The organism is Octadecabacter sp. SW4, assembly GCF_008065155.1.
Lineage (GTDB): Bacteria > Pseudomonadota > Alphaproteobacteria > Rhodobacterales > Rhodobacteraceae > SW4.
Window position 1 is genome coordinate 53,255 of the sequence record NZ_CP042820.1, and the last position, 24,407, is coordinate 77,661.

General features: G+C 59.6%; 22 protein-coding genes and 2 pseudogenes. 23 read left to right on the top strand and 1 reads right to left on the bottom strand.

The window, feature by feature from the left end; genetic code table 11:
• The first annotated feature begins 122 nt into the window (after positions 1 to 122).
• The 22 genes from FTO60_RS16805 (at position 123) to FTO60_RS17785 (ending at position 18,806) form a co-directional block, all read left to right on the top strand.
• On the top strand, positions 123 to 449 hold the full coding sequence (locus FTO60_RS16805; protein WP_148057222.1) for a type II toxin-antitoxin system PrlF family antitoxin: 327 nt from the start codon (positions 123 to 125) through the stop codon (positions 447 to 449).
• On the top strand, positions 446 to 964 hold the full coding sequence (locus tag FTO60_RS16810) for a type II toxin-antitoxin system YhaV family toxin (RefSeq protein ID WP_148057223.1): 519 nt from the start codon (positions 446 to 448) through the stop codon (positions 962 to 964). Before FTO60_RS16805 ends, FTO60_RS16810 begins: the two co-directional genes overlap by 4 nt.
• A 953-nt stretch (positions 965 to 1,917) precedes the next feature.
• Positions 1,918 to 3,096, top strand: a complete 1,179-nt coding sequence (locus FTO60_RS16815) for a sigma-54 dependent transcriptional regulator (RefSeq protein WP_254696962.1) — start codon at positions 1,918 to 1,920, stop codon at positions 3,094 to 3,096.
• 460 nt (positions 3,097 to 3,556) lie between these two features.
• Positions 3,557 to 4,519, top strand: a complete 963-nt coding sequence (locus tag FTO60_RS16820; protein ID WP_037240005.1) for a hydrogenase — start codon at positions 3,557 to 3,559, stop codon at positions 4,517 to 4,519.
• A 22-nt stretch (positions 4,520 to 4,541) separates the two neighbouring features.
• Complete coding sequence (locus FTO60_RS16825) at positions 4,542 to 6,143, top strand: nickel-dependent hydrogenase large subunit (protein ID WP_037240008.1); 1,602 nt, start codon at positions 4,542 to 4,544, stop codon at positions 6,141 to 6,143.
• A gap of 68 nt (positions 6,144 to 6,211) precedes the next feature.
• Positions 6,212 to 6,598, top strand: coding sequence for a hypothetical protein (locus tag FTO60_RS16830; RefSeq protein WP_197060312.1), 387 nt, complete (start codon positions 6,212 to 6,214; stop codon positions 6,596 to 6,598).
• Between the two features lie 13 nt (positions 6,599 to 6,611).
• Complete coding sequence (locus tag FTO60_RS16835; protein ID WP_037240012.1) at positions 6,612 to 6,923, top strand: hypothetical protein; 312 nt, start codon at positions 6,612 to 6,614, stop codon at positions 6,921 to 6,923.
• Complete coding sequence (locus FTO60_RS16840; RefSeq protein WP_199559127.1) at positions 6,896 to 7,396, top strand: hydrogenase maturation protease; 501 nt, start codon at positions 6,896 to 6,898, stop codon at positions 7,394 to 7,396. The genes FTO60_RS16835 and FTO60_RS16840 overlap by 28 nt, the downstream gene beginning before the upstream one ends.
• The gene (locus tag FTO60_RS16845) at positions 7,393 to 7,713 is read left to right on the top strand and encodes a hypothetical protein (protein ID WP_037240014.1); all 321 of its coding nucleotides are present in this window, start codon (positions 7,393 to 7,395) and stop codon (positions 7,711 to 7,713) included. The genes FTO60_RS16840 and FTO60_RS16845 overlap by 4 nt, the downstream gene beginning before the upstream one ends.
• Before the next feature lie 104 nt (positions 7,714 to 7,817).
• Positions 7,818 to 8,819, top strand: coding sequence for a hypothetical protein (locus FTO60_RS16850; RefSeq protein ID WP_100053154.1), 1,002 nt, complete (start codon positions 7,818 to 7,820; stop codon positions 8,817 to 8,819).
• Positions 8,820 to 8,835: 16 nt separating this feature from the next.
• The gene (locus FTO60_RS16855) at positions 8,836 to 9,030 is read left to right on the top strand and encodes a hypothetical protein (protein WP_211285984.1); all 195 of its coding nucleotides are present in this window, start codon (positions 8,836 to 8,838) and stop codon (positions 9,028 to 9,030) included.
• 24 nt (positions 9,031 to 9,054) lie between these two features.
• Positions 9,055 to 9,261, top strand: coding sequence for a hypothetical protein (locus FTO60_RS16860; RefSeq protein WP_254696963.1), 207 nt, complete (start codon positions 9,055 to 9,057; stop codon positions 9,259 to 9,261).
• Between the two features lie 3 nt (positions 9,262 to 9,264).
• The gene (locus FTO60_RS16865; protein WP_037240018.1) at positions 9,265 to 10,134 is read left to right on the top strand and encodes a NifU family protein; all 870 of its coding nucleotides are present in this window, start codon (positions 9,265 to 9,267) and stop codon (positions 10,132 to 10,134) included.
• Complete coding sequence (locus FTO60_RS16870) at positions 10,131 to 11,309, top strand: NHL repeat containing protein (protein ID WP_037240019.1); 1,179 nt, start codon at positions 10,131 to 10,133, stop codon at positions 11,307 to 11,309. Before FTO60_RS16865 ends, FTO60_RS16870 begins: the two co-directional genes overlap by 4 nt.
• The gene (hypF, locus tag FTO60_RS16875; RefSeq protein ID WP_037240020.1) at positions 11,306 to 13,651 is read left to right on the top strand and encodes a carbamoyltransferase HypF; all 2,346 of its coding nucleotides are present in this window, start codon (positions 11,306 to 11,308) and stop codon (positions 13,649 to 13,651) included. Before FTO60_RS16870 ends, hypF begins: the two co-directional genes overlap by 4 nt.
• On the top strand, positions 13,642 to 13,935 hold the full coding sequence (locus FTO60_RS16880; RefSeq protein ID WP_037240021.1) for a HypC/HybG/HupF family hydrogenase formation chaperone: 294 nt from the start codon (positions 13,642 to 13,644) through the stop codon (positions 13,933 to 13,935). Before hypF ends, FTO60_RS16880 begins: the two co-directional genes overlap by 10 nt.
• Positions 13,932 to 15,071 carry a hydrogenase formation protein HypD gene (gene hypD, locus FTO60_RS16885; RefSeq protein ID WP_037240023.1) on the top strand — a complete coding sequence of 380 codons (1,140 nt, stop codon included), beginning with the start codon at positions 13,932 to 13,934 and terminating at the stop codon, positions 15,069 to 15,071. Before FTO60_RS16880 ends, hypD begins: the two co-directional genes overlap by 4 nt.
• Positions 15,068 to 16,114, top strand: a complete 1,047-nt coding sequence (gene hypE, locus FTO60_RS16890; RefSeq protein WP_037240026.1) for a hydrogenase expression/formation protein HypE — start codon at positions 15,068 to 15,070, stop codon at positions 16,112 to 16,114. Before hypD ends, hypE begins: the two co-directional genes overlap by 4 nt.
• Positions 16,114 to 16,866, top strand: coding sequence for a high frequency lysogenization protein HflD (locus FTO60_RS16895; protein ID WP_148057224.1), 753 nt, complete (start codon positions 16,114 to 16,116; stop codon positions 16,864 to 16,866). Before hypE ends, FTO60_RS16895 begins: the two co-directional genes overlap by 1 nt.
• Positions 16,866 to 17,108 (top strand): hydrogenase maturation nickel metallochaperone HypA, encoded by a 243-nt coding sequence (locus FTO60_RS16900; protein ID WP_037240029.1) that lies wholly within the window; start codon positions 16,866 to 16,868, stop codon positions 17,106 to 17,108. The genes FTO60_RS16895 and FTO60_RS16900 overlap by 1 nt, the downstream gene beginning before the upstream one ends.
• Before the next feature lie 44 nt (positions 17,109 to 17,152).
• Positions 17,153 to 17,929, top strand: a complete 777-nt coding sequence (hypB, locus tag FTO60_RS16905; RefSeq protein WP_254696964.1) for a hydrogenase nickel incorporation protein HypB — start codon at positions 17,153 to 17,155, stop codon at positions 17,927 to 17,929.
• A 730-nt stretch (positions 17,930 to 18,659) separates the two neighbouring features.
• On the top strand, positions 18,660 to 18,806 hold the full coding sequence (locus FTO60_RS17785; protein WP_156108153.1) for a hypothetical protein: 147 nt from the start codon (positions 18,660 to 18,662) through the stop codon (positions 18,804 to 18,806).
• Positions 18,807 to 18,929: 123 nt separating this feature from the next.
• On the opposite strand, the pseudogene FTO60_RS16915 reads toward FTO60_RS17785, so the two are convergent.
• A pseudogene (locus FTO60_RS16915) lies at positions 18,930 to 19,887 on the bottom strand (IS630 family transposase).
• 241 nt (positions 19,888 to 20,128) lie between these two features.
• On the opposite strand from FTO60_RS16915, the pseudogene FTO60_RS16920 reads away from it, so the two are divergent.
• Positions 20,129 to 24,390: pseudogene (locus FTO60_RS16920) on the top strand (strawberry notch-like NTP hydrolase domain-containing protein).
• Positions 24,391 to 24,407: the final 17 nt, after the last annotated feature.

Here is a 24,407-nt window from a genome sequence, read left to right on the forward strand (position 1 = left end):
CCTGCGCCGGACGGTTCATCGACCTGCCCGGCGACAGCAGATGCTGCGGCTTGTCTTGACAAGGCAATGCAAATGCATTACCTATCGCGGGCAGCAAAGACCCTTTTCTTCAGGAGACTGCCATGACAGCCCTCGCACAAGATGTCTCGAAACTCACGGATCGGTATCAGACGACCGTGCCGGCGGGTGTGCGCAAACAGCTCAAGCTGGGCAAGGGCGACCAGATTCGTTACTGCACCGAGCCGAGTGGCAGGGTCTATATCGAGCCCGTGCGCAGCGACGAGGAAGATCCCGTGCTCGGAGCCTTTCTCGATTTTGTCGAGGCCGATATCAAGGCGCATCCGGACCGCATTCGGGCGTTCGATGGGGCTTTGCATGACCGTCTTGCAGCACTGGTCGGAGCCGTTGACGTCGATCTCGATGCGCCGCTATCGCTCGAGGATGAATGAGCGGCGATAGCGTGCCCGCCCAAGCGCCCCTTGTCGTAAACGGATGGTCGATTTATGCGCATCCGCTCTTTCTGGATCAGCTCGAAGGGCTGATTGAAGAGGTCGAGGCGCGTAAGGCACGCGATCCTAAGACCTGGCGCAAGAAAAATTCCACGAAACGGCTGGCCGCCATCTTCAAGCTGGTCACCGAGGCCATACCGGCAGATCCGGGTGCCGCCGCCTTCCGGCAAGGCGGCACACTCGGCGATCACCGCAAGCACTGGTTCCGGGCGAAATTCTTCCAGCAGTATCGGTTGTTCTATCGCTTCAACAGCGATGCGAAGGTCATCGTGTTGGCCTGGGTGAACGACGACAAGACCCTGCGCGCCTATGGCAGCAAGACGGATGCCTATGCGACGTTCAAAGGGATGTTGGAAGATGGCAATCCACCTGACAATTTCGACGCGCTCTTGAAAGAAGCTGCAGCGGCGGGCAAGCGGTTCGAAACTTCCCTTGAAGCGGTGCCCGATCGGTAAGTGGGGTCGAATGCTGGAAGGGGCAGAATCCTACGCTGAGGCTGTCCGTAAAGAGGTCGTTCTGCCCTACAATCTCCCGTCACCCTTGAGCCGAGTGAAATAAGCGACATTGGTGTGTCATATGGCTGGTACGATGAAATTCTCAGAAGTCCCTCCCTATCCGTACACCAGCCGTTCGCTGCATCGTGTACGAACTGGTAAGATGCGGACATTTCGGACTTACGCAGATGCGGCTTTTGCTGACGCAGCATCCGTTCGCAATTGCCGAACATGCTTCGTCGCGTTGTTGATCATGTCGCCAAACCCGTCATTGAGCTTGGCCCATACGGTCATCATCCGAACCGAGCATTCGCTACACCAAGCGGGAACCTGAGGGGAGCGGTCGGCCTGGTCTTGCTGGTCCGATAAAGTCCTCGTCGCGGTTGACCAATAGCTTCGTGGATTTCTTGGTCGGATGTAACCCTTCGCTCCGTGGCCGCTATGACAGCGGGGTATGAGCCGGAGGGGCGATTGAATTGGAATGAAGTGACAGGACGTAGCACTGGATGTTCACAACAGGCGAAGTGGCGCTGGATTTGCACTCTGAAGCTAGATTGCAAGCAGAACTTGCATAAATAGTTCTCTTTATGCAAAGAATGTTTGCTGATACTGATCCGGCAATCATCAGTGGCAACGGAGGTCCAAGCACCTTGTCGAATATATCTACGGTTCTTATCAAGTCCAAGGACAAGGCTTTGACCCTGTCCGCTTCCAGCGCTCTGAGCGAATTGGATGGGTATCGGCTGATCTTTTGCGAGGATGATAACTCCGCAAAGAGCCGCCTTGACGAAGTGAACGTGGACCTCATTCTCTATGACGTCGATGAGGATGATTTTGGACCGGACAACGCGTTGGCGCGGTCTCGCTTGTCTCATACCGCGTGTTGGCGCATTGTTATTTGCGAAAAAAATGAAATGAGCTGCGGCGCGCAACTCTGCGAAGATACGGCGTCCTATTTGTATCTTGCCAAACCGGTGCAAGAGCAGCAGATCCGCATCGTCGTCAAGCGCGCCCTGGAACACGCCGAGCTGTCGCGCCGGCACCGGATACTGAGCAGAGAGCTCAAGCTGTCGCTGGATGACGAGATTTTCAACGACGAGGAAGGCGGATCGGTTCAGGGTGGCGTTTCACGCTTTGAAAGACTGGTCTATGCAAGCCCCAAGATGGCCGAAGTTGTCGCCGAGGCGAAAGTCGCGGCCTCCACGGGCATGCCGGTCCTGATCCGAGGCGAGACGGGCACCGGCAAGGAGCTTTTGGCGCGCGCCATTCACTTTAACTCGGATCGCGTGAATTCACCCATGCACAGCCAGAATTGCGGCGGTGTGTCTGACGATGCCTTGTATTCCGAGCTGTTTGGCCACATGCGTGGCGCCTTTCCGGGGGCGATTGCGGATCGGCTGGGCCTTTTTCGGGCGGCTGATGGGGGCACGGTGTTTCTGGACGAGGTGTCAGAAGTATCACCGCATTTTCAGGTGGCCCTTTTACGCTTCCTGCAAGAGGGCGAAGTCAAACCACTTGGTTCAGACAAGACACTGTACAGCAACGTGCGGATCATCGCGGCATCCAACCGTTCAATTGAGGAGATGGTGGAAAAAGGCAGTTTCCGCCGCGATCTGTATTATCGTTTACGCGGGTTTCAACTGGAATTGCCACCGCTTCGCGACCGGACCGACGACATCCCGGTGCTGACACAGTTCTTTGTTGAGAAATATGCCGGTGTGGTTGGTCGCCGGGTATTGGGTGTCACATCTGACGTTCTGAAGCGGTTGGAGTATTACCCATTTCCGGGCAATGTCCGCGAGCTGGAAAGCGAAGTTCAGCGCATGGTCGCGGTTGCGGAACAAGGTGGATATGTTGCTCTACGACATTTATCGGAAAAGATCGCGCGCACGCCAATCGAAAACGGCGAGGACGCAGCTTTCGTGCCATCCGGTGTAACGCTTAAAGACAAGGTCGAACATTTGGAGCAGGTCGTTTTGACCAAGGCGCTGGAGGCGTTTCATTGGAATCAAAGTAAGGTCGCGGAAGAATTGGGCTTGTCACGAGTCGGGCTGGCAAACAAGATCAAGAGATACGGTCTGCGCAAAGGGTAAGACATGGACGATGACGCGCCTGCCACGAAAGTCATTGGTTTCCCCTATGCCCGATCCGGACTGGCCAAGACCCGGTCCAAGCCGCGCAATCTGGGCCTGACCGCCATGTCAAAGGCCGTTGCTCCTTCGGGCACGGGCGCCAGGGGCCATTGGTGCAAGAGCTGCAAGGGGATCTGGTACAGCTACTTCGGAGAGGCCGAATGCCCGGCTTGCGGGCGACGGGGCTAAGCCCTGTCAGCTGTCAGCCAAGTTTACATTCCCCCATGGCAACTTAGTTTTCAGTTTACACTTTGTTACCAGAAATCGCCGCGCTGACCGCTAGTGTTGATTTGCTCGACTGTGCGCAACGGTACACACTTCCACCATAAATGCCGCGACTTTCGCAGGGTCGACAAGCAACAAGCCTGGCTCTGAGGCGAGGATGTCGCGGCAGGAATGATAGTCTTTGGGAGGAAGAAAAATGGCAAACCTGTTGTGGCTTCAGGGGGGCGCGTGTTCCGGCAACACGATGTCTTTCCTGAATGCAGAGGAACCAAGCGCATGTGATCTGGTCACTGACTTTGGGATCAACGTCCTTTGGCAACCCTCCCTCGGGCTTGAACTGGGCGATCAGGTCAAAGCGATCGTCGAGAAGTGTATTTCTGGCGAGATCAAGCTGGACATCTTTGTCTTCGAAGGCACCGTCATCAATGCGCCGGACGGCACCGGCGAATGGAACCGGTTCTGCGGGCGCCCGATGAAGGAGTGGGTGAAAGAGCTGTCAGCGGTTGCTGATTTTGTCGTGGCGATCGGCGATTGCGCGACCTATGGCGGCATTCCGGCGACGGCGCCGAACCCGTCCGACAGCGTCGGCCTGCAGTTTCTCAAGCGCGACAAGGGCGGCGCACTGGGTGAAGGTTTTGCCGCTAAATCCGGATTGCCTGTCATCAATATTCCGGGTTGTCCGGCACACCCTGACTGGGTAACGCAGATTCTGGTGGCGGTTGCCACGGGTCGGGCCGGTGATCTGACGCTGGATGAATTCCATCGCCCCAAAACGTTCTTTTCCTCTTTCACGCAGACCGGGTGCACGCGCAACATGCATTTTGCCTACAAGGTGTCGACCACGGCGTTCGGCCAGCGCAAGGGGTGCCTGTTCTACGATCTGGGGTGTCGTGGTCCTATGACTCACAGCCCCTGCAATCGCATCCTGTGGAACCGCCATTCGTCAAAAACCCGTGCGGGTATGCCCTGCCTGGGCTGTACCGAACCGGAGTTCCCGTTCTTTGATCTGGCGCCGGGAACGGTCTTCAAGACACAAACCGTCATGGGTGTACCCAAGGACATGCCCGAGGGCGTGGACAAGAAGGGTTACATCAAGCTCACCTCCGCCGCCAAAGGCGCGGCACCTGCGTGGGCAGAGGAAGATATCTTCGTAGTCTAACTGCGAATTGGGAGAGAGAATTATGTCTGCAGCAGTAGAAACACTCGACATTTCGCCGGTTGGCCGCGTCGAAGGCGATCTGGATGTCCGGGTCGATATTGAAAACGGCGTTGTCACCAACGCCTGGACCCACGCGGAGATGTTTCGCGGGTTCGAAGTCATCCTGAAAGACAAGGACCCCCAAGCCGGTCTGGTCGTCACGCCGCGCGCCTGCGGGATCTGCGGTGCGTCACACCTGACCTGCGCAGCCTGGGCACTCGATACTGCCTGGGGCACCACCGTGCCGCGCAACGCCATTCTGGCGCGCAACCTCGGCCAGATCGTGGAATCTCTGCAGTCCCTGCCGCGCCACCATTATGGGTTGTGGATGATCGACTATACCAACGAAAACTACGCGATGAGCCCGTTTTACGAGGAAGCCGTCAAACGCTATTCCCCGTTTACCGGCACATCCTATGAAGCAGGCGTGACAATCTCCGGCCGTCCGGTCGAGATTTACGCGCTGTTGGGCGGTCAGTGGCCGCATTCGTCCTTCATGGTGCCTGGCGGCGTCATGTGTTCTCCGACACTTACGGATATCACCCGCGCCTGGTCTATTCTGGAGCATTTCCGTCAGAACTGGATCGAGCCACTGTGGCTCGGCTGCTCAATGGAGCGTTACGAAGAAATCCAGACCTTGGAGCAATTCGAGGCATGGCTGGACGAAAAGCCCGAGCACGCCAATTCTGATCTGGGCCTGTTCTGGCGCATGTCCAAGGACATTGGCCTTGACCAGTACGGTAAAGGCCACGGCCGGTTCACCACATGGGGGTATCTGCCCCACGAGGACAAGTATCAGAACCCCACGATTGATGGTCGCTCAGATGCGGTGATCATGAAATCGGGCATCTACGACGGTGCATCCGACACATTCAGCCCGATGGACCAGTCCTTTGTCCGCGAAGACACGCAGCACGCCTGGTACGACGAGGCGGCGGGTGCGGTCCACCCGTTCGACCGCACCACGAACCCAGTGAGCAAGAACCCCATCGACCCGGAGGGCAAGTATTCCTGGTCGACGGCCGTGTCGCATGCCGAAAGCGGTCGCCTCGAGGCCGGCCCGCTGGCGCGGCGTCTGGTGGCGGGCAATGACACGGGCCATGACTTCCAGCACAGCGACGGGTTGGTGCTGGATATGTACCGCAAGATGGGCGGTGCTTCGACGATGCTGCGCCACTTTGCGCGGATGCACGAGCTTTGCATTCTCTATCGCGAAGCCGAACGCAATTTGCGCGAGTTCCAGTTGAACGACGAATGGTATATAAAGCCAACTGAAAAAGACGGACAGGGCTGGGGTGCGACCGAGGCGATTCGCGGTGCGCTGTGCCATTGGATCGATGTACGCGACGGCAAGATCGCCAATTACCAGATCATCGCGCCGACGACATGGAATGTTGGGCCGCGTACATCTGACGGCGCCCGGGGGCCAATCGAAGAAGCGTTGATCGGCACGCCGATCAAGAACAGCGCGGATCCGGTCGAGGTCGGTCACGTTTGTCGATCCTATGACAGTTGCCTTGTGTGTACTGTTCATGCGCATGATGCCAAATCCGGTGATGAACTGGCACGCTTCCGAACAGCCTGATGTTTATGTTTGGCCGGCGGATCAAATCTGCCGGCCAAACGACATCCGGCAATTAGGGAGGAAGCTGAATGTCAGAAAATCCGGAAGCATCAATAACCCAAGCGCAGCGCCAGGCCTACTTGGACAGATATGGCCTGACACCCGCCGAAGCGGGGCATGAAATGCTCCTCCAGATGATAGAGGACCATTTCGCGGAAGGACTGGAAACCAAGGTCGAGCCTTTTCCGGAAACGGATCGTGAATTCGGTGCGCTGCTTGACGAATTGCGGCCTCTGAGCGCGGATCAGCTGCGCGAAAAACTGGTGATCTCAGGCTGGCTTTTGCAGCCCTACGGCGAAGACGAGATGCGGTGCCAGGAATGTATGTACTACCTGGTGCACAAGCGCTGGTGCGACCTGCCAGAACTTGATCTCCCGGCAAAGCCGGAATGGTGGTGCCGTCTGTGGCGGATCTGAAAGGAGCGCTGACATGGATGATGACGAGACTCGCGCAACAATCGCCGAGATGCTGGCTTCGGGTCTGGAAACCGAGGTCTGGCCACGGGCCGGAACCAGCGAAGAGGTCAATGAAATCGTGGCGCGCCTGCAGGTCGAGGCAGGTCAGGATCTGGAAAAGAAACTCGTCATCGCCGGTTTCACCGATCACACGATCGAGGCTGACGAGATTGAGCAACCCTGCGAGACCTGCATGTACTACAAGGTCCATGCGAAATTCTGCGAATTGCCGGAACTGATGGTGCCGGTCGAACCGGAATGGTCCTGCCGCCTGTGGCGGATCTGATGCCGCTTGATGTTGTCGTCATCGGATGCGGCAACCCAAACCGAAGCGACGACGGCGTCGGTCCGCATCTCATCGCTCAAATGCGCGAAAACGGCGTGCCGGAGCACACTCGCATATTCGACGGCGGAACCGACGGGATGTCGGTCATGTACAGCGCACGCGGCGCCACGCATCTGATCATTGTCGATGCCCGGGTCCCCGAAGGGTCGCCGGGCACCATTTATGAGGTTCCTGGAGAGGTTCTGGAAGCACCGCCCAACAACAGCCTGAACCTGCATGATTTCAGGTGGGATCATGCGCTTTACGCAGGACGCCGTATCTATGGTGATGCGTTTCCCAAGACGACATCGGTGCTGTTGATCGAGGCCGCGACGCTGGAGCTTGGGTTAGGCCTGAGCGACGAGGTTTCTCGCGCGGCGCGGACGGTTGAGTGCCGCATTCGGGACCTGATCGATACGTGGTCGGAGGCATGAGCACGATCGCGATCAGGGATGGTGCGATCTATCTGCCTTGCGCCGTGGTGGACACCTATTTCCGCGGCATTGATGCGGTCATCGTACTGATCCAACAGGATGAATTATTGGTGATGCCCGTGCATCAGGCAACCGCCGGAGGGTGCCTTTTGAAGGTCCGGAATGCTGCAGGTGATCGGGTGGTTCAGGCCCGTGATGTTTTCCAGGATCAAGACCTTCTGGACTTTGCAACCGACAGCCTGACCGTCGCGTGGCAGGCCAGCAAAGGGGCGCTTTGTGCAGAATTGAAGCCGGATCAGCGCGGCGAGGATGTGTAAACTAAGTTTTCTATAAACCAAGTAAGTTGACAGCGCCCGCTTTGAGTGCTTTTCTCGGTCGAACACAGAAATCGAACCAGATTCGATTCGAGGGAGAAACCGGTTTGACGAATATCAGTCGTGCTCAGCAGCAGGTGCAGGCGGCCATGACCGCGGTCGAAACGGCTGCGGCGACGCAGGCCGAAAAGGCCGAGATGCTGATGGAAATCGCGATGGGGCTTCAGCAGAAACCCGAACGTGCCGAAGACATCTTTGCTGCCGTGGATCTCTACAAACTTGCCATGGATCTTGCGCCGGAAGGCGAAGTTCTGGGGGTCGCCCGCATTCGTGCGCGTATGGCCACAGCGCTGATGGCCGTGCCCGCCGAAGATGCGACGCAGCTAAAGGAAGCGAAATCCGAAATAGAGATCGCGCTTGCAACCCTGACTGCGGAAGGGTCGGACGCCGAAGTGGCCGAAGCCGAAATGAACCTTGGTCTGATCTGCCAGACACTTGCGGGCATGCATCTCTTGCCGATCCAACCTGCCATCAGCGCCTATCAGCGGTCGCTCAGGACCTTCGACAAGACCAACTACCCCAAGGAATTCGCGGTCCTGCAAAGCAACCTGGCCACGGCGTTCCTGTCCATGCCGTTCACCGACCAGTCCGGGAAGATGCGCGAGGCGCTGGCAGTGCAGGCCTTTGAAGAGGCGTTGACGGTCGTCAACCTGATAGACCATCCCAACGAATACGCGATGCTGCAAAACAACCTTGGCAACGCGCTGCAGTACGTGTCCTCGTCTCACCGGGTGGAAAACGGATATCGCGCTCTAGAGGCTTATGATGAGGCGCTCAAGGTGCGCACCATCCGCGACATGCCCGAAGAATATGCCAACACCATCGCGAACAAAGCCAATTGCCTGTCGAACCTGCCGGACGATCCGCAAAATCCCGACGGCGGCAACTTTGGCAACCTGACCGAAGCGGTGCGTCTGCTGGAAGAAGCGCGCGGCGTATTCGCCAAGCGCGGGGCCGGCGAAAAGGCACAAGCAGTAAGCGAAGCCATTGCCGAACTGAACGCGGCCCTTGGCCCATCAACAATTCTGGAACGGAGCGGATTACAATGATGAATGGAGAATACAGTTGAGCGCTATAGTCGTAATTTTGGCCCTGGTCGCCGGCCTGGCCGCCGCCTTGGGTGCAGGGGCCTTGTCGGGTCTGCGCATCGGTAAAGATGCACTGGGCGCAGAGCTGGCCGCCTATATGGGCGCGCTTTACGGCGGGCTTGCAGGTGGCGGCGCAGTTGTCGTGACCACGCTTGTTCTTTTGCTGATCTAGGAGGTCGCCATGCTGGGAATGGCCATGAATTCTGCAAAACTGTTTTTTGCAGGCAAGCTTTTCAAAGACAACAAAACCGTGGTCCGACAGTTGATGATGGGGGCTGGCGCCGGCGTGATCGCCGGTATCGTCATCGGGTTGTTTGCACCGATCTGGGTGGCAGCCATCGCCGCAGGCGCTGTAAGCGGCGCTGTGCAGCCTGTGTTGTTCAAAGATCTGAAATACGCATAAGCAATGCCGGATGCCGCATCTCTTGAAGGCGAAGAGCCGACTCTGGATCGCCTGATCGGCGATCTGAAGGCGCTTGAAATGCTGGCAGACGGCTGGGATGAGGCGGCCCGCAACGGAGCCCATGCAAGGGCTGAAGCCGTAGATGCATTGAACAAGGAGGCGTTCCGACGGTTGATCGGAGCGCTTAAGGACAACCCAGAGTTTGGCAACGCCCTGAAAGAGGCGGCCCGGGATGAAGTGGTCTACGCCGTGTTGCGCCGCCACGGGATATTGCGGCCATCGCTCTACGAACGGGTCGAGGCGGCGCTGGAAACGGTGCGCCCGAGCCTGGTCAGCCATGGCGGCGATGCCGAGGTCGCTGCGGTCGAAGGCAAGCGCGCAGAAATTCGGTTTCTGGGTGCCTGTGATGGGTGCCCGGCGTCACAACTGACGTTCTATGCGGGTGTCAAAAAGGCCATTCAGGATCAGGTTCCCGAGATCACCGAAGTGAAACAGGCCAAGGGTCTGGGCGGTGGCGGGTCGGACGGCGTTCAGTTCACGTCGCCCTTTGCAAATTACGGCGACAACGAGTGGACAACGGCGCTGCCGCTGGATGATCTGGCCGATGGCGAAACGCGCTTTATCGACATCGACACTCATTCAGTGATCATCACCCGCTTTGCCGACAAGGTAAGCTGCTTCAAGAATGCATGCGCCCATATGGGCCTTGAGATGACCCAAGGCGATATCATCGAGACGATCCTGTCCTGCCCGCATCACGGGTTTCGATATGCGCTTGAGAGTGGCGAGTGTTTGACTGCTCCCGAGGTGCAATTGCAGCCGCACGCGGTGCGGGTCAAAGGCCCCAATATCGAAGTGAGGATTATCGCGTGAAAGTCTCGCTGTCCCGCTCGTTCAGCCCGCAAAAGGCGCCCGGCACCATAACCCCCGGTGCGCCGTTGTTGGGTGGGCAGGGCGCCCGCGTCATTTTGGGCAGCGACGGCGGTTCACTTGTACAGGCGATCACGCCCGCGCCGCACCTGATGTTCGGGCCGCGCGGCGTGTGCCTGCATCCGGACGGCTCGCTTTGGGTGTCAGACACGGGGCATCACCGGGTGCTGGGATGGAAAACCGTCCCGACAAATGACGACACACCTGCCGATATTCTTTTGGGTCAGCCCGACTTTGGCCGCGAGGGCCGAAACGCCAAGGGCCCGGTGGCTGCGAACACCGTGAATGTGCCGACCGGGATCGTTGCATTTCGGGGTGGGCTGGCCGTGGCCGACCCGTGGAACCACCGCGTGCTGATCTGGCGCGAAACGCCCACCGGTCCCGACCACGAGGCTGATATCATTCTTGGTCAGCCTGACGCCCACAGCGCACTGGCAAATTTGGGTCTGTCGCATGCGCGCGCTGATACGATGCACTGGCCTTACGGGGTCTCGGCGGATGGCAATCGGTTGATCGTATGCGACACCGGAAACCGCCGTGTGCTGATCTGGGACGATCCGCAAACCACGGGTCAACCGGCGGATCTGGTTCTGGGACAGCACGATTTCACCTGCCGGGATGAAAATGCGGGCGGGGCGGTTTCGGACGTATCGATGCGCTGGCCGCACATGGCCATCGTCTGGCAAGGCGGTCTGGCGGTGGCAGATGCCGGCAACAACCGGGTGATGATATGGGATGCGTTTCCCGGCCAGAACGGCACCCAATGCGACACGGTGCTGGGACAGGCGGATATGACCGCCTGCGACCACAATATGGCGTCGTATTATCCCACGTCACAAGCGATGAATATGCCCTATGCGCTGGCAACACTTGGGTCGACGCTGGTGGTGGCTGACACGGCCAATTCACGACTTCTGGGATTTGAGGATACCGGTATGGCGGCCCACGCCGACCGGCTGACGGCGCAGCCGGATTTTGCGGCCAAAGGCGACAACCGCTGGGGCATTGCCGAGCGCGATACGGTGTGCTGGCCCTATGGGCTGTCTGCTCTGGGCTCGACGGTGGCGGTGGCCGACAGCGGCAACAACCGCATTCTGATCTGGGACGCGGCGACATGACCGGTGCCCGCTTCACCGTTTCTGGTCAGGTTCAGGGCGTAGGCTTTCGCCCGACGGTCTGGCGGCTGGCGCATGAAATGGGCCTGACGGGCGATGTGAAAAACACCGGCGAAGGCGTAGTGATCCAGCTTTGGGGGGACCATGTCGCAACCTTTCCAGACAGGCTGCACAGCGCACTGCCGCCGCTGGCGCGCATCGAACGGCTCGATGTCACACCCCTGACCGACCCAGCCCCTTGCGGATTTGAAATCACCGCATCGCAAGAGGGCGAGATGCGAGGCAATGTGACGCCAGATGCCGCAACCTGCGCCGATTGCCTGGAGGAAATCCGCAATCCGTTTGAGCGGCGCTATCGCTATCCGTTTGCCAATTGCACCAATTGCGGGCCGCGCTTTTCGATTGTGCAGGCCGCTCCCTATGACCGCGCTAAAACAACCATGGCGCCGTTTGATTTCTGTCCACCTTGCGAGGCGGAATATTCCAACCCGGTCGACCGCCGCTTTCACGCGCAGCCGGTGGCCTGTGGCCGGTGCGGACCGAACATCTGGATCGAGAAACTTGGCAAGGGCGCGGTGAATCTCGAAGCGTTTTCAATGCTGGATGACGTGGATGCCACCGGCGGGATGATCATGAATGGTCACATCGTCGCAATCCGGGGTCTGGGCGGTGTGCATCTAGCTTGTGACGCCACCAACGCCGCGGCCGTGGCCGAATTGCGCAGGCGCAAATCGCGCACGGGCAAGGCCTTTGCCCTGATGGCCCGCGATCTGGATGTGGTGCGCGCGTATTGCGAGGTGTCGAAGATCGAGGCCGATCTTCTGTCGAGCCCGCAAGCACCTATCGTTCTGCTGAAGGCCAAGCCCAACGGTCTGCCAAGCGAGATCGCGCCGGGTCTGGATCGTCTTGGCGTAATGCTGCCCTATACGCCGTTCTATCACATGATCCTGCGGCGCATCGGGCGCCCGGTGATCATGACCAGCGGCAATCCTTCGGGTCAGCCGCAATGCATCGACAATCAGGAAACCCGCGACCGTCTTGCCGATATCGCAGATTTCGCCTGTCTTCATAACCGCGACATCGCCAACCGGATCGATGACAGTGTTGTGCGCGTCGATCTGGGCCGTCCGCGCGTGCTGCGCCGGGCGCGTGGATATGCGCCGCAGGGGCTTGAACTGCCAGCCGGGTTTTCCGACGCGCTTGAGGTTCTGGCGCTCGGTGCGGAACAGAAGAACACATTCTGCCTCGTCAAGGACGCCCGCGCCATCATGTCCCAGCACATGGGCGATCTGGAGGATGTGGCCACAAACGCGGATGTGACGCGCAATCTGGGTCTATACGAAAACCTCTTTGATCATGCTCCAGATATAATCGCTGTCGATCAGCATCCGCAATACCTGTCCACGCAGCGCGGGTTCCAGATGGCAGGCGACCGGCCTGTGATCCAGGTACAGCATCACCACGCGCATATCGCCGCGTGCCTGGTCGAGAACAACCGGCCCCTGAGCGCAGAACACGTGCTAGGCATCGCGCTGGACGGCACAGGCCTGGGGGATGACGGCACGATCTGGGGCGGTGAATTCCTGATCTGCGACTACCACGGGTATCGCCGGGTCGGCTGTCTGAAACCAGTTGCACTGCCCGGCGGTGTGGCCGCCGTGCGTGAGCCATGGCGCAATGCCTATGCGCATCTGATGGCCGAGATGGGCTGGGGCGAGTTTGCAATCAACTTTCCCGATCTGGAGGTCTTCAGCCGTATGCGGGACCTGCCTCGCGACACTTTGGATGCGATGATCAAGTCTGGAACGAATTCGCCCTTGGCGTCGTCCTGTGGCCGGCTGTTCGATGCCGCTGCCGCGATTGCAGGCATCGCTTGGGACCGGCAGAATTACGAGGGCGAAGCCGCGATCCTGTTCGAGGCCGCCCTTGATCCTGACGCGCTGAACGAGCCAGATGATCTGGCCTATCCGTTTTCAATACCGCTGATGGGCGGCAAGGGCATGCCCTATATCGAGCCGCTGGCCGTCTGGCGCGCCATGCTGGGCGATCTGGTTCTGCAGACACCCATTGGCACGATTTCGGCAAGGTTTCACCGGGGATTGGCCCGCGCCATTGTCGAAATGGCGGTGCGGCTGACCAAAGACACGGCCATCGACACCGTCGCCCTGTCGGGTGGCTGTTTTCAAAACGCGACGCTGTTCGCGCTGGTTCATCAAGGCTTGGAAGGAGCAGAGCTGACGGTTCTGAGCCATTCCGACTATCCGGCGAATGACGGCGGTATTTCACTGGGGCAAGCCGTGATTGCCCTGGCAAACACACAAGGGGAGGACGCAAAATGTGCCTAGGAATTCCAGGACAAATTACCGAGATCTCGGATGCGACCCGCAAGCTCGCCATGGTCGACATCTCGGGCGTGAAACGTGAGGTCAACGTGGCCTGCATCGCGGGTGATGACCCGTTGGAGGACTTGATTGGCACGTGGACCTTGATCCATGTCGGTTTTGCCATGAGCAAGATCAACGAAAAGGAAGCGGCCCTGACACTGGAGGTCCTGCGCGAACTTGGCGAAGCGCAGGAAGAGATAGAGGCGATGCGGGCCAGTGCGGCCATGCTGTCGGAAGCGTCATGAAATACGCTGATGAATTCCGCGATCCGGTGGCCGCCAAAGGCGTGCTGGCTGCCATCGAACGCGTGACCAACGAGATCGGAGCGACCAAGGAAAAGCCGGTTCATATCATGGAGATTTGCGGCGGGCATACGCACGCGATCTTTCGCTATGGTCTGGACAAGCTGACCCCGCCGGGGCTGGAGTTCATTCACGGCCCCGGCTGCCCGGTTTGCGTCCTTCCGATGAGCCGCGTGGATGAATGCGTACAGATCGCCGAAGATCCGAATGTGATCTTTACAACCTTTGGCGATGCGATGCGCGTGCCGGGCACCAAGAAATCCCTCATGCAGGCCAAAGCCGACGGCGCCGATATCCGCATGGTCTATTCGCCGCTGGACGCGTTGGAACTGGCGCGCCGCAACCCCGACCGCGAGGTGGTGTTCTTTGGCCTTGGGTTCGAGACGACCACGCCTTCGACGGCCCTGTCGATCCTTCAGGCCGATACCGATGGGCTGACGAATTTCACTATCTTCTGCAACCACATCACCGTGCCGCCGCCGATCAAGGCGTTGCTGGATGACCCTTATATGGTCTTGGATGGTTTCGTGGGCCCGGGCCATGTGTCGATGGTGATCGGCACCGAACCTTACCAGTTCATCGCGCGCGACTATGGCAAACCCATCGTGGTGGCGGGGTTTGAACCGCTTGATCTGTTGCAATCGGTGCTGATGGTGCTGGAACAAATCCGCGATGGCCGTGCCGAGGTGGAAAACCAATATGCGCGGATCGTGCCCAACGAGGGCAACCCGGTATCCATCGCCGCCTGCGAGCAGGTCTATGAGCCGCGCCCAACCTTTGAATGGCGCGGTCTGGGTGAGATTGATGAAAGCGGATTGCGCATTCGCGACCGGTACAAGGCATACGATGCCGAGGTGAAATTCAACATCGGCTACGGCCGCAACACATCGTTCACAGAAGAACAGGAAGGTTGCGCCTGCGGCGACGTCATGACCGGGCGGATCAAGCCCCACGCGTGTCCGCAATTCGGCAAGGGCTGCACGCCCGAGATGCCGCTGGGGGCCCTGATGGTCAGCTCGGAAGGGGCCTGCGCGGCCTATTACCAATATGGCGGCCTTGATCTGGAGCCGGTAGAATGAACGCGATGGACCGCCAGCCCAGACGCGTCGTTGCCGACAAGGTGACGATGGCCCATGGCGGGGGCGGCAAGGCGATGCGCGACCTGATCGAGGATGTGTTCACATCGGTCTTCTGTCCGCCCGGCATGGAAGATCAAGCGCGGCTGATGGATGATGCGCTCACCGTACCCGGAGCGCGGCTGGCCTTTACGACGGACGGGTTCGTGGTGTCCCCGATGGAATTTCCCGGTGGCGATATCGGTAAGATCGCTGTCTGCGGCACTGTGAACGATCTGGCTGTTGGCGGGGCGAAACCGCTGTGGCTGTCAGCGGCCTTTGTCATCGAAGAAGGTGTCGAGATTTCGACGCTGCGCCGGATCGCGGCGTCGATGCAAAATGCCGCCGATGATGCGGGCGTTGCCATTGTGACGGGTGACACAAAGGTCGTCGGCAAAGGATCAGGCGATGGAGTTTTTATCACCACATCCGGCATCGGCGTGATCGCGCCGGGCCGCGACCTGTTGGCCGAAACCGTGCAGCCCGGTGATGTTGCCATCGTCAACGGCGTGCTTGGTGATCACGGTGCGGCCATCCTTGCCGCGCGCGGCGATATGGCGCTGAGCACCGAAATCCCGTCGGACTGCCAACCGCTCAATCATCTGATGGAGGCAATATTGTCTGCTGCCCCCGGCACGCGGGTTGCAAGAGATGCGACACGCGGCGGGCTGGCCTCGGCCCTGAATGAAATCGCCGATGCTGCCGGTGTCGGCGTTGAAATCGGCGAAGACGTTCTGCCTTTGCGCACCGAAGTCAAAGGCGTTTGCGAGATTTTGGGGCTGGATCCACTCTATCTGGCCAATGAAGGTACATTGGTGATCTTCGTTCCCGAGGATCAGGCCGACGCGGCGTTGTCCGCGATGCACGCCACCGATGCGGGCCGCGAGGCCGTGATCATCGGCAAGGCCACCACCCAGCATCCCCGAACGGTGGTGATGAAAACTGTCTTTGGCGGTCTGCGCATTGTCGACATGCTGGTCGGTGAACAACTTCCGAGGATTTGCTAATGGCCTTACTGGAAAATCTTACATTTCTTGATGCGTCGTCATCGTCTGGGTTCCTGGTTTTGGGTCTTCTGTTTGGCATGGTTCACGCCCTCGAAGCAGATCATTTGGCTGCGATCATTACGCTTAGCAGGGGCGGAAAAAACAAGCTCCTGCTGCGAGGCGCCTTCTGGGGCCTGGGTCACACGGCGACGTTGCTGATCATGTCCATTGGCGTGATTGTGTTCAGCCTCGTTCTCAATGAGCAGCGCGCGGCAACGTTCGAATTTGCTGTTGGCGTCATGCTGGTTTTTCTCGGAGCACAGGTCGTGCACAGGTTTCGCAAGGACAGGCTGCACTATCACGTCCATCAACATGAGGGACAGGGGTATCACATGCACGTGCACAGTCACGCGTCCGATGTGGCCGACCATTCCAAAAGCTCGCATGCCCACGTACACGCCGAGCGATTTCCCCTGAAAGCCTTTTTCATTGGTCTGCTGCACGGCGCGGCCGGATCGTCCGGGCTCATCGTGCTGGCGGTCTCCAAAACTGGCGACCCCTGGCTGGCTGTCGGATATGTCGGTCTGGTCGGCCTTGGGTCCGTTCTTGGCATGGCGGCCATGTCCGTTGTTGTCGGTTGGCCGGTGCTCCAGGCGCCGAAAATCGCAAAAGGCCTTCATACCGCCGTGCAGATGTCCATTGCTGCGGTCGTTGTCGCCATCGGCCTGTCAATCATGTGGGAAACCGGACCAGTGGCCTGGGGGACTGGTTGATGCACGAGCTTGGACTGGCCCGCAGCATTGCGGGTATCGCAGAAGAAAACGCCAAAGGGCGAAGGCTCAAGGAAGTCCGCGTGGCGATCGGCCCACAGGCCTGTGTGGAACGCGGCGCACTGACCTTTTGCTGGGATCTGGTGACCGAAAGTACCGCTATTTCCGGGGTGTCCTTGGGATTTATCGATGCGGACAACGACACATTCGTCGTACGCGAAATAGAATTTATGGAGGAAGCATAATGTGTGGAGTATGCGGCTGCGCCGACCCTGCAAACGAGGTTTCGATGACCGATTCTCAAACCGGCGTCAAAGTCCTGTTGCGGGACGATCATGCGCATGACCACGGACATGATCATGATCACGCGCATTCTCATGACGACCATCACCACGGTCATGATGAGCCGCATGTCCATGGCCCGGGCGGCGAGATCATTTCCCTGGAAACTGCAATTCTCGGCAAAAACAACGAAATCGCGACCCGCAACCGCGGCTGGTTCGAAGGGCGCGGCGTCATCGCCCTGAATATCGTCTCCTCGCCCGGATCCGGTAAGACTACGCTGCTTGAAGAGACGATCAAGCGCATGAAGGACAAAGCCGATATCGCGGTCATCGAAGGTGATCAGATGACGTCGAATGACGCCGATCGTATCCGCGATGCAGGCGCCCGTGCCGTCCAGATCAACACCGGTGCCGGGTGCCATCTCGAAGCGGATATGATTGCCTTCGCCGTACAATCTTTGGATCCCCAAACCGGGTCAATCCTGATGATCGAGAATGTGGGAAATCTGGTGTGTCCGGCCATGTTCGATCTGGGCGAAAAGATGAAAATCGCTGTGATTTCAACGACGGAAGGCGAAGACAAGCCGACCAAATACCCACATATGTTCCGCGCCGTGGAATGGGTCGTCATCAACAAAATGGATCTGGCTCCGCATGTGGATTTCGATGAAGAAGCCTGTCGGCAAAACATATTGGAGGTCAATCCGGGAGTGAAAATCTTCTGCCTGTCGGCCCGAACGGGGATGGCATGGATGCATGGTGTTCGAGCCTGGCCGAATTGAAAGCCTGAAATTGAACGGATTGGTGAGTTACCTCTCCTGTCAAGTCACTGCTGTGAGACCCTCATCCATATCGTGAGTGCAGCGCACCAATCCGTGTAAAAAAAAGATCACCACCCAGCCGCAGATGGACTATCGAATTGCGACCCCTCCACCTGCCGGATTATTTGCGTGCCTAGAGCGCCAATTTAGGGTGTGTACCTGCGCGCTGTTGAAAGCATTTAGCTGCTCCAATTTTGCAGCGGTCTGAACGGTCTTTGGTACGGCGAGCCATGAATTCGCCCCCGGCTTCTTGCAGCGACCAGAATGAGTGACCGGTTCTCCCGCTGCACTGCGGCACAAGCATTTTTGCTCGTGCAACATTTTTCACGCTGCGAGCGCGCGCAGCGAAAACTAAAGACTTCTGCAATGGGCTCGTTTGAGACCTTCGCGGCATCCCGCCTTAACGTCGGCAATGGCGTGAAAGGGCGTCTGTGCGCAGATGTTTTGGTCATCCCCATAATGTAGAGATCTCAAGAGTCTTATCGTCCGGGAAGTTTTGCTGTAACGTTCGATCGTCGCGTGAACGGGGACTCTGAGTTGAAACAACCTTCAGATCGTAAACAGGCCTGCGACAAAGTCGATCTGTCCAAGGTCCATTCCTCCGACAGCCGATCTCGGGTCGCTCTGAGTGTTGCCGATATGCCTAGAGACCTAGGCGAGCTGCTGGATAGGGGCCTTGAGGACCATTTCCGTGACCGCTGACATGAAATCTCATTATGCCTGGTTTCGGTCCAAGGTGGAGGAGGCGCTGAATGACCAGCAGGCCGCGACACCTCATTCCAACGTAATGAATCTTGTGCAGGCGGTGATTGATGAGAAGCGCCGCCAACAGTCTTGAACAGTGCGTTCTGGTCTTACCTGGTACCTTCGTGCGTTTCGGGGTGTTTTGGTGGGTTGCCGCCGCTTCTTCTGTCAAAAAAAGTGTTTGCCGATCGGCTGCGTGACTTAAAGCATTCCGCCTTTAACCTGAGACATATCCGGCAGCCTTAAAGTAGTTCCAGCACTCTTGAGGCGAGTAGAGATTGCAGACTTCGGCGATGGCCTCAAACATGTCGGTGAATGTCCTCGCGCCGATCCGCCTGAGGTGGGCCTTGAGTTTGGAGAAAGCCATTTCAATGGGATTGAGGTCCGGACTGTAAGGCGGGAGGAAGAGGAACCAGCACCCGGCATCCCGCATCGCCTTGGCCGCCGAGGCGTTCTTGTGGGTGGCGAGATTGTCGAGAATGACGACGGTGCCGGGGGCCAGTTCCGGAACCAGCACCCTCGCGACATAAGCCGCGAATGCCGGGCCGTCCATCGCGCCCTTGATCACCCAGGGCGCGATCATGGCATCGGCGGTGAGGCCCGCGATGAACGTCTGCGTACCCCATGACCCGAACGGGGCGTCCATGACCAGGCGATTCCCGCGCGGTGCCCATCCCCTCAACCGGGTCAGGTTGGTTTTCACAGAGGTTTCGTCAATGAAGACAACGCGTTCGGGTTGGGCTGACACGGCTGGAAGGCGATGCTTGAACCAGTCGTCGCGCTGCCGCCTTACCTTGGTTCGACGGCGTTCGGCGGCCACCAGAGACTTTTTTTGTGTGTATAGCCGAGCTTGCGAAGGAACTTGCCAATCGCGTTCGGGTGCGCACGCACACCGGTCGCGTCATGTAGGGCAGAGGCCAGTTCCGGCATCGTGATGTCGCCATCCTGCGCAATGACTTCTGCGAAGAAGCTGCGATGCGGATCGAGCTTTCCCTTACCCCTGGGGCGACCTTGAGGGGCCGCGCGGGCCTGTCCGGTGCGGCGGATCGCAAGCCCCACCGCGCCCCGGTGGCAGGCGAAAGCTTCAAGCGCAACGCCGCCGCTCGCCCGCTTGACCCTTCCTCAATCAATCTCTGAAACCGCGCACGAAGCGCATCCGGCAAAGGTGCTGACATGATACATCCTCCCAAACAAGATGAATCACAGATCAAACCTCAAGGGAATCCCCCGATTCAGGTTTTTGGCGGGACGCTTTAGCCTTTGATTCGGACAAGGGCGGGTCGCGCTCGTAATCTGAAATTCTGCACTCACTCTCGTTGCCCAACCTCCGTCATAGCTTTCGGCGGAAACCCCAAAAAGTGTAGAGCGGGCTTTTTGTCCTTTGGAACTCAGACCCTGATCCAAAGGAAAATCCCCATGACCAAGCCTAATCCGGCAAACCCGGCATTCCCAATCTCCGACACTGATCTCGCACATGCCATCGCGCAGATCGGCGCGGAGATTGACCATATACCTCTGCGTAGCTCAGCGCTTGCGCGCATCATGCGCGAGACGTTTCATGGCAGCGATGCCGGCGGTGCCTGGGACTGGCGCATGGCATATGACCTGATGCAGGCCGCGGCTGTTCAGGTGCTGCTGCGTGGGGACGGCGCGGCAGGTGACATCGCCGCTGCAAGGCTGCTTGCCTCGCGGCTCCTGACGGAAACCCGCCGGTCAGAGCAGCAGATCCGGCTGCAGCAGTTTTCCACGCCGCTGCCATTTGCGGCGCTGGTCTTGCGGGCTGCGGCGATCCGCAAGGGCGAGACCGTTCTGGAGCCCTCGGCTGGCACCGGTGCCCTGGCTGCTTTCGCTGCCCAAACCGGTGCCACGGTTGTGCTCAATGAGATCGACCCCTTTCGCCAGCACCTCCTGCGCGCGGTTTTCGGCGGCGAGGTGACGGGCCATGACGGCGAGCATATCGACGATCTGCTGCAGTCGCCGGTTCTACCCGACGTCGTGGTGATGAACCCGCCCTTCGCCTCCTCGGTCGATCGCTCCCGAGACAAGCACATCGCCGCCAAACATCTCGTCGCGGCTGCAAAGCGTCTGGCACCAGGTGGGCGCCTGGTGGCGATCATGCCGCCGGGATTCGCGCCCGAATGCGATGCCGCGCATTGGTCACGCGCCTGCGGTCTCCTGACGCCACGATTGGCGCTGACGATGCCGAGGCAGGTCTACCGCAAGCTCGGCACCTCTGTCGAAACCCAGCTGATGGTCTTCGACAAGGTGCAGGAGGGCGGCGAGATGATCCGCGCCACTTTGTGCGATCTGGATGAAGCCCTTCCGTTTGTCGATGCCGTGGCCGCAACACGGACCGAGATGAGCCCGGCCCAACGGGTTGAAGCGATCCCTCATGCTCGGCCGACCGTTCGATCATCTGTCCCGCGCAAGACCGCTGCCGGTGTTATCACCGCCCCCACAGCCAGGGCCAATGCCGTCCGTCCGCTCAGCTTCACGAGCCTTCAGACCCCGCGCAACAACATGCCCATCTCGGACATCTATGCGCGCTACCGTCCGCAGCGGATCGAGATCGCGGGTGCGCAGGAACATCCCACCCCGCTCGTCGAAAGCATCGCCATGGCCTCGGTTGCCCCGCCCATGCCCTCAAACACGGGCAGTGATGACTTGCGCCTGCCCACACGGTTGATCGAGGAGGGAGATCTCTCCGAGGCGCAGCTCGAGACCATCATCATGGCGCATGATGCCCATGGGCGTGATCTGCCCGGTCGGTTTACCATCGATGACGACCAGACCAAGCTGACGCGCGCCGATGATGACCCGGATGCACGTGCCTATCGCCTTGGCTATTTCCTCGGCGACGGCACCGGTTGCGGCAAGGGCCGCGAATGCGCGGGGCTCATTCTCGTGAACTGGCTTTCCGGGCGCAGGAAGGCGATCTGGGTCTCCAAATCCGCCACGCTTATCGAGGACGCGATCCGCGACTGGACCGATCTCGGCGGCTCGCCTGCCGACATTCAGCCGCTCTCCAAATGGAAACCGGACCAGCCGATCCCGATGGGCGACGGTATCCTCTTTGTCACCTACGCCACGCTGCGGTCCGCGGGCAAATGCGGTACCACGCGACTGAGCCAGGTTCTCGACTGGATGGGTGAAGACTTCGAAGGCGTCCTCGCTTTTGATGAGGCCCATGCCATGCAAAACGCGGCCGGGTCCGAGCAGGGCAGGGGGGTCAAACCCTCGCAGCAGGGCCTTGCGGGCCTGCGGCTGCAACTGGCAGCACCCCGCGCCCGCGTCTTCTACATCTCGGCCACGGGTGCCACGAGCGTGCACAATCTCGCCTATGCCGCGCGGCTGGGGCTCTGGGGCAGGGCCCCGAATACCCCTTCCCAAGCCGCGAGAGCTTCGTTTCTGCGATGGAAGCCGGCGGTGTCGCCGCCATGGAGGTGGTTGCCCGCGATCTCAAGACGCTCGGCCTCTACATGGCCCGCGCCCTCAGCTTTGATGGCGTGGAGTATGACGTGCTCGAGCACGCGCTCACCCCGGCCCAGATCGAGGTCTATGACGCCTACGCTGGAGCGTTTCGCACCATCCACCACAATCTCGAAGCCGCGCTGACGGCGACCGGCGTCAACGACGCCTCGGGCGAGACCAATGCGTCGGCCGCACGCGCCTCGGCCAAGTCCCGCTTCGAAAGCACGAAACAGCGCTTCTTCAACCATCTCCTGATGGGCATGAAGGCTCCAAGCATTATCCGCGCCATCGAGGACGATCTGGCGGCGGGCAAGGCTTGCGTCATCCAGGTGGTCTCGACGGGTGAGAGCCTGCTGAAACGTCGACTTGAGACGATGGATCCCGAGGATGAACTCGTCGAGGGTGCCTTGACGCCGCGCGACTATGTTCTCGGCTACCTCGAACAGGCCTTCCCAATCCATGCTCAAAAGCTCGTGGAGATCGATGGCAATATGGTGGCCGAGCCGCTCCGCGATGAAACTGGCGCGCTGGTCGTCTCGCGCGAGGCGCTCGCTCTGCGCGATGCGGCCATGATGGAGTTGATGACGCTGGCCCCGATCCCCTCGGCGCTCGATCAGATCCTCTGGGCTTTTGGCGACGAGGCCGTAGCCGAAGTGACCGGAAGGTCGATTCGACCTCTGAAGGCGGACGATGGCCACCTCTTCATCGAGAAGCGCGCCGCCAGCAGCAATTCGTCCGAGACCCAAGCCTTCATGGACGGCGAAAAGGATATCCTGATCTTCTCCGACGCGGGCGGTACGGGCCGGTCCTATCACGCGGCGCAAACGGCGAAGAACCAGAAACGGCGGCGGCACTACCTGCTGGAGCCCGGCTGGCGCGCCGATGCGGCCATCCAGGGGCTGGGCCGTACGCATCGCTCGGCCCAGGTAAGCGCGCCCTTCTTCCGGGTCTGCACCTCAGATGTGCATGGCGAAAAGCGTTTCACCTCGACGATAGCCAAGCGCCTCGACCAGCTGGGGGCCTTGACCAAGGGTCAGCGCGAGACCGGCTCGCAGGGCATGTTCCGCGAGGAGGACAATCTCGAAAGCCCGATCGCACGGGCGGCTCTGCGTGGGTATTTCGCCGATCTTGCCGCCGGGCGCGCTGAGGCGATGAGCTACGAGAGCTTCACCGACTGGACAGCCCTGCGGCTGATCGACAAGGACGGGGTGCTCCTTGAGGAGCTTCCCCCGATCCAGCGGTTTCTCAACCGGGTGCTTGCCCTTCCCATCCACATGCAGAACGCACTCTTTGCCGAGTTCATGCGCCGGATTGCCGATCAGACGGAACGGGCGCGCGCGGCGGGCGCGCTCGATCTCGGCGTGGAAACCCTGCGCGGCGAAAAGATCGAGCAGGTCTCCACAGAGGATCTCTGGACCTGCCCGAAATCCGGCGCGGTGACGCGGATCATCGGGCTCAAGGTGACCGACCTGGTCCATGTCCTTGACGCCGAAGAGGCCATATCGCGCAATCCGGACAAGCTGCCCATGGTCAATCGCGCCTCCGGTCGCGCGGCGCTCATCTCGGCGCGGTCCATGCAGATGTATGACGAAGACATCGTCACGCTGATGCGCAAGGTTGTGCGGCCAAACGGGTCGAGCTACCTGGAGGAGGCGCGGTTCACGTCTTCGGCCTGGGAAGACATCGAAAGGCCCGAGTTTGCAAAGCTTTGGGATGCCGAGGCAGCGTCCCTGCCAAAAACCACCACAACCAAGCTCTACCTGCTGACCGGGCTCTTGTTGCCGATCTGGAAGGATATTCCGACCACCAATGAGCGCATCTACCGGGTCACGCCCGATGGGGCGACCGCCATGATCGGGCGCACGCTGAGCGAAGAAGGGGCGGCCGCGCTGCGCGCCCGCTTCCTCGTGTCCAACCCGCAAACACCGCAGGAGATGTTGACCGCTGCGCTCGGCACCACGGCGCCGGTCGATCTGGGCCGGGGTCTCACCCTGACCCGTCGCCGTGTCGCAGGCGAGATGCGCCTTGAGTTGTGCGGCGTTGACAGGGGCATGATTGATGGCCTCAAGGCCCTCGGCTGCTTCACCGAGATCATCGCCTTCCAGCTACGGGTGTTCCTGCCGCATGGGGACGGGATCGACACGGGAAGCATTCTGGCCCGGATCGTGGGGCAGGAAGCCGCCATGACGTCAGAACAAGCCGCCTGAAAAGTCAAAGCGGGCTT

What these genes read in the sequence shown, in the direction of transcription:
- hypB (WP_254696964.1), top strand. Translation starts at nt 17,153, where the DNA reads ATGACCGATTCTCAAACCGGCGTCAAAGTCCTGTTGCGGGACGATCAT.
- FTO60_RS16820 (WP_037240005.1), top strand. Translation starts at nt 3,557, where the DNA reads ATGGCAAACCTGTTGTGGCTTCAGGGGGGCGCGTGTTCCGGCAACACG.
- FTO60_RS16815 (WP_254696962.1), top strand. Translation starts at nt 1,918, where the DNA reads ATGAGCTGCGGCGCGCAACTCTGCGAAGATACGGCGTCCTATTTGTAT.
- hypE (WP_037240026.1), top strand. Translation starts at nt 15,068, where the DNA reads ATGAACGCGATGGACCGCCAGCCCAGACGCGTCGTTGCCGACAAGGTG.
- FTO60_RS16810 (WP_148057223.1), top strand. Translation starts at nt 446, where the DNA reads ATGAGCGGCGATAGCGTGCCCGCCCAAGCGCCCCTTGTCGTAAACGGA.
- FTO60_RS16860 (WP_254696963.1), top strand. Translation starts at nt 9,055, where the DNA reads ATGAATTCTGCAAAACTGTTTTTTGCAGGCAAGCTTTTCAAAGACAAC.
- FTO60_RS16840 (WP_199559127.1), top strand. Translation starts at nt 6,896, where the DNA reads ATGGTCCTGCCGCCTGTGGCGGATCTGATGCCGCTTGATGTTGTCGTC.
- FTO60_RS16895 (WP_148057224.1), top strand. Translation starts at nt 16,114, where the DNA reads ATGGCCTTACTGGAAAATCTTACATTTCTTGATGCGTCGTCATCGTCT.
- FTO60_RS16835 (WP_037240012.1), top strand. Translation starts at nt 6,612, where the DNA reads ATGGATGATGACGAGACTCGCGCAACAATCGCCGAGATGCTGGCTTCG.
- FTO60_RS16825 (WP_037240008.1), top strand. Translation starts at nt 4,542, where the DNA reads ATGTCTGCAGCAGTAGAAACACTCGACATTTCGCCGGTTGGCCGCGTC.
- FTO60_RS16880 (WP_037240021.1), top strand. Translation starts at nt 13,642, where the DNA reads ATGTGCCTAGGAATTCCAGGACAAATTACCGAGATCTCGGATGCGACC.
- hypF (WP_037240020.1), top strand. Translation starts at nt 11,306, where the DNA reads ATGACCGGTGCCCGCTTCACCGTTTCTGGTCAGGTTCAGGGCGTAGGC.
- hypD (WP_037240023.1), top strand. Translation starts at nt 13,932, where the DNA reads ATGAAATACGCTGATGAATTCCGCGATCCGGTGGCCGCCAAAGGCGTG.
- FTO60_RS16900 (WP_037240029.1), top strand. Translation starts at nt 16,866, where the DNA reads ATGCACGAGCTTGGACTGGCCCGCAGCATTGCGGGTATCGCAGAAGAA.
- FTO60_RS16845 (WP_037240014.1), top strand. Translation starts at nt 7,393, where the DNA reads ATGAGCACGATCGCGATCAGGGATGGTGCGATCTATCTGCCTTGCGCC.
- FTO60_RS16865 (WP_037240018.1), top strand. Translation starts at nt 9,265, where the DNA reads ATGCCGGATGCCGCATCTCTTGAAGGCGAAGAGCCGACTCTGGATCGC.
- FTO60_RS16805 (WP_148057222.1), top strand. Translation starts at nt 123, where the DNA reads ATGACAGCCCTCGCACAAGATGTCTCGAAACTCACGGATCGGTATCAG.
- FTO60_RS16830 (WP_197060312.1), top strand. Translation starts at nt 6,212, where the DNA reads ATGTCAGAAAATCCGGAAGCATCAATAACCCAAGCGCAGCGCCAGGCC.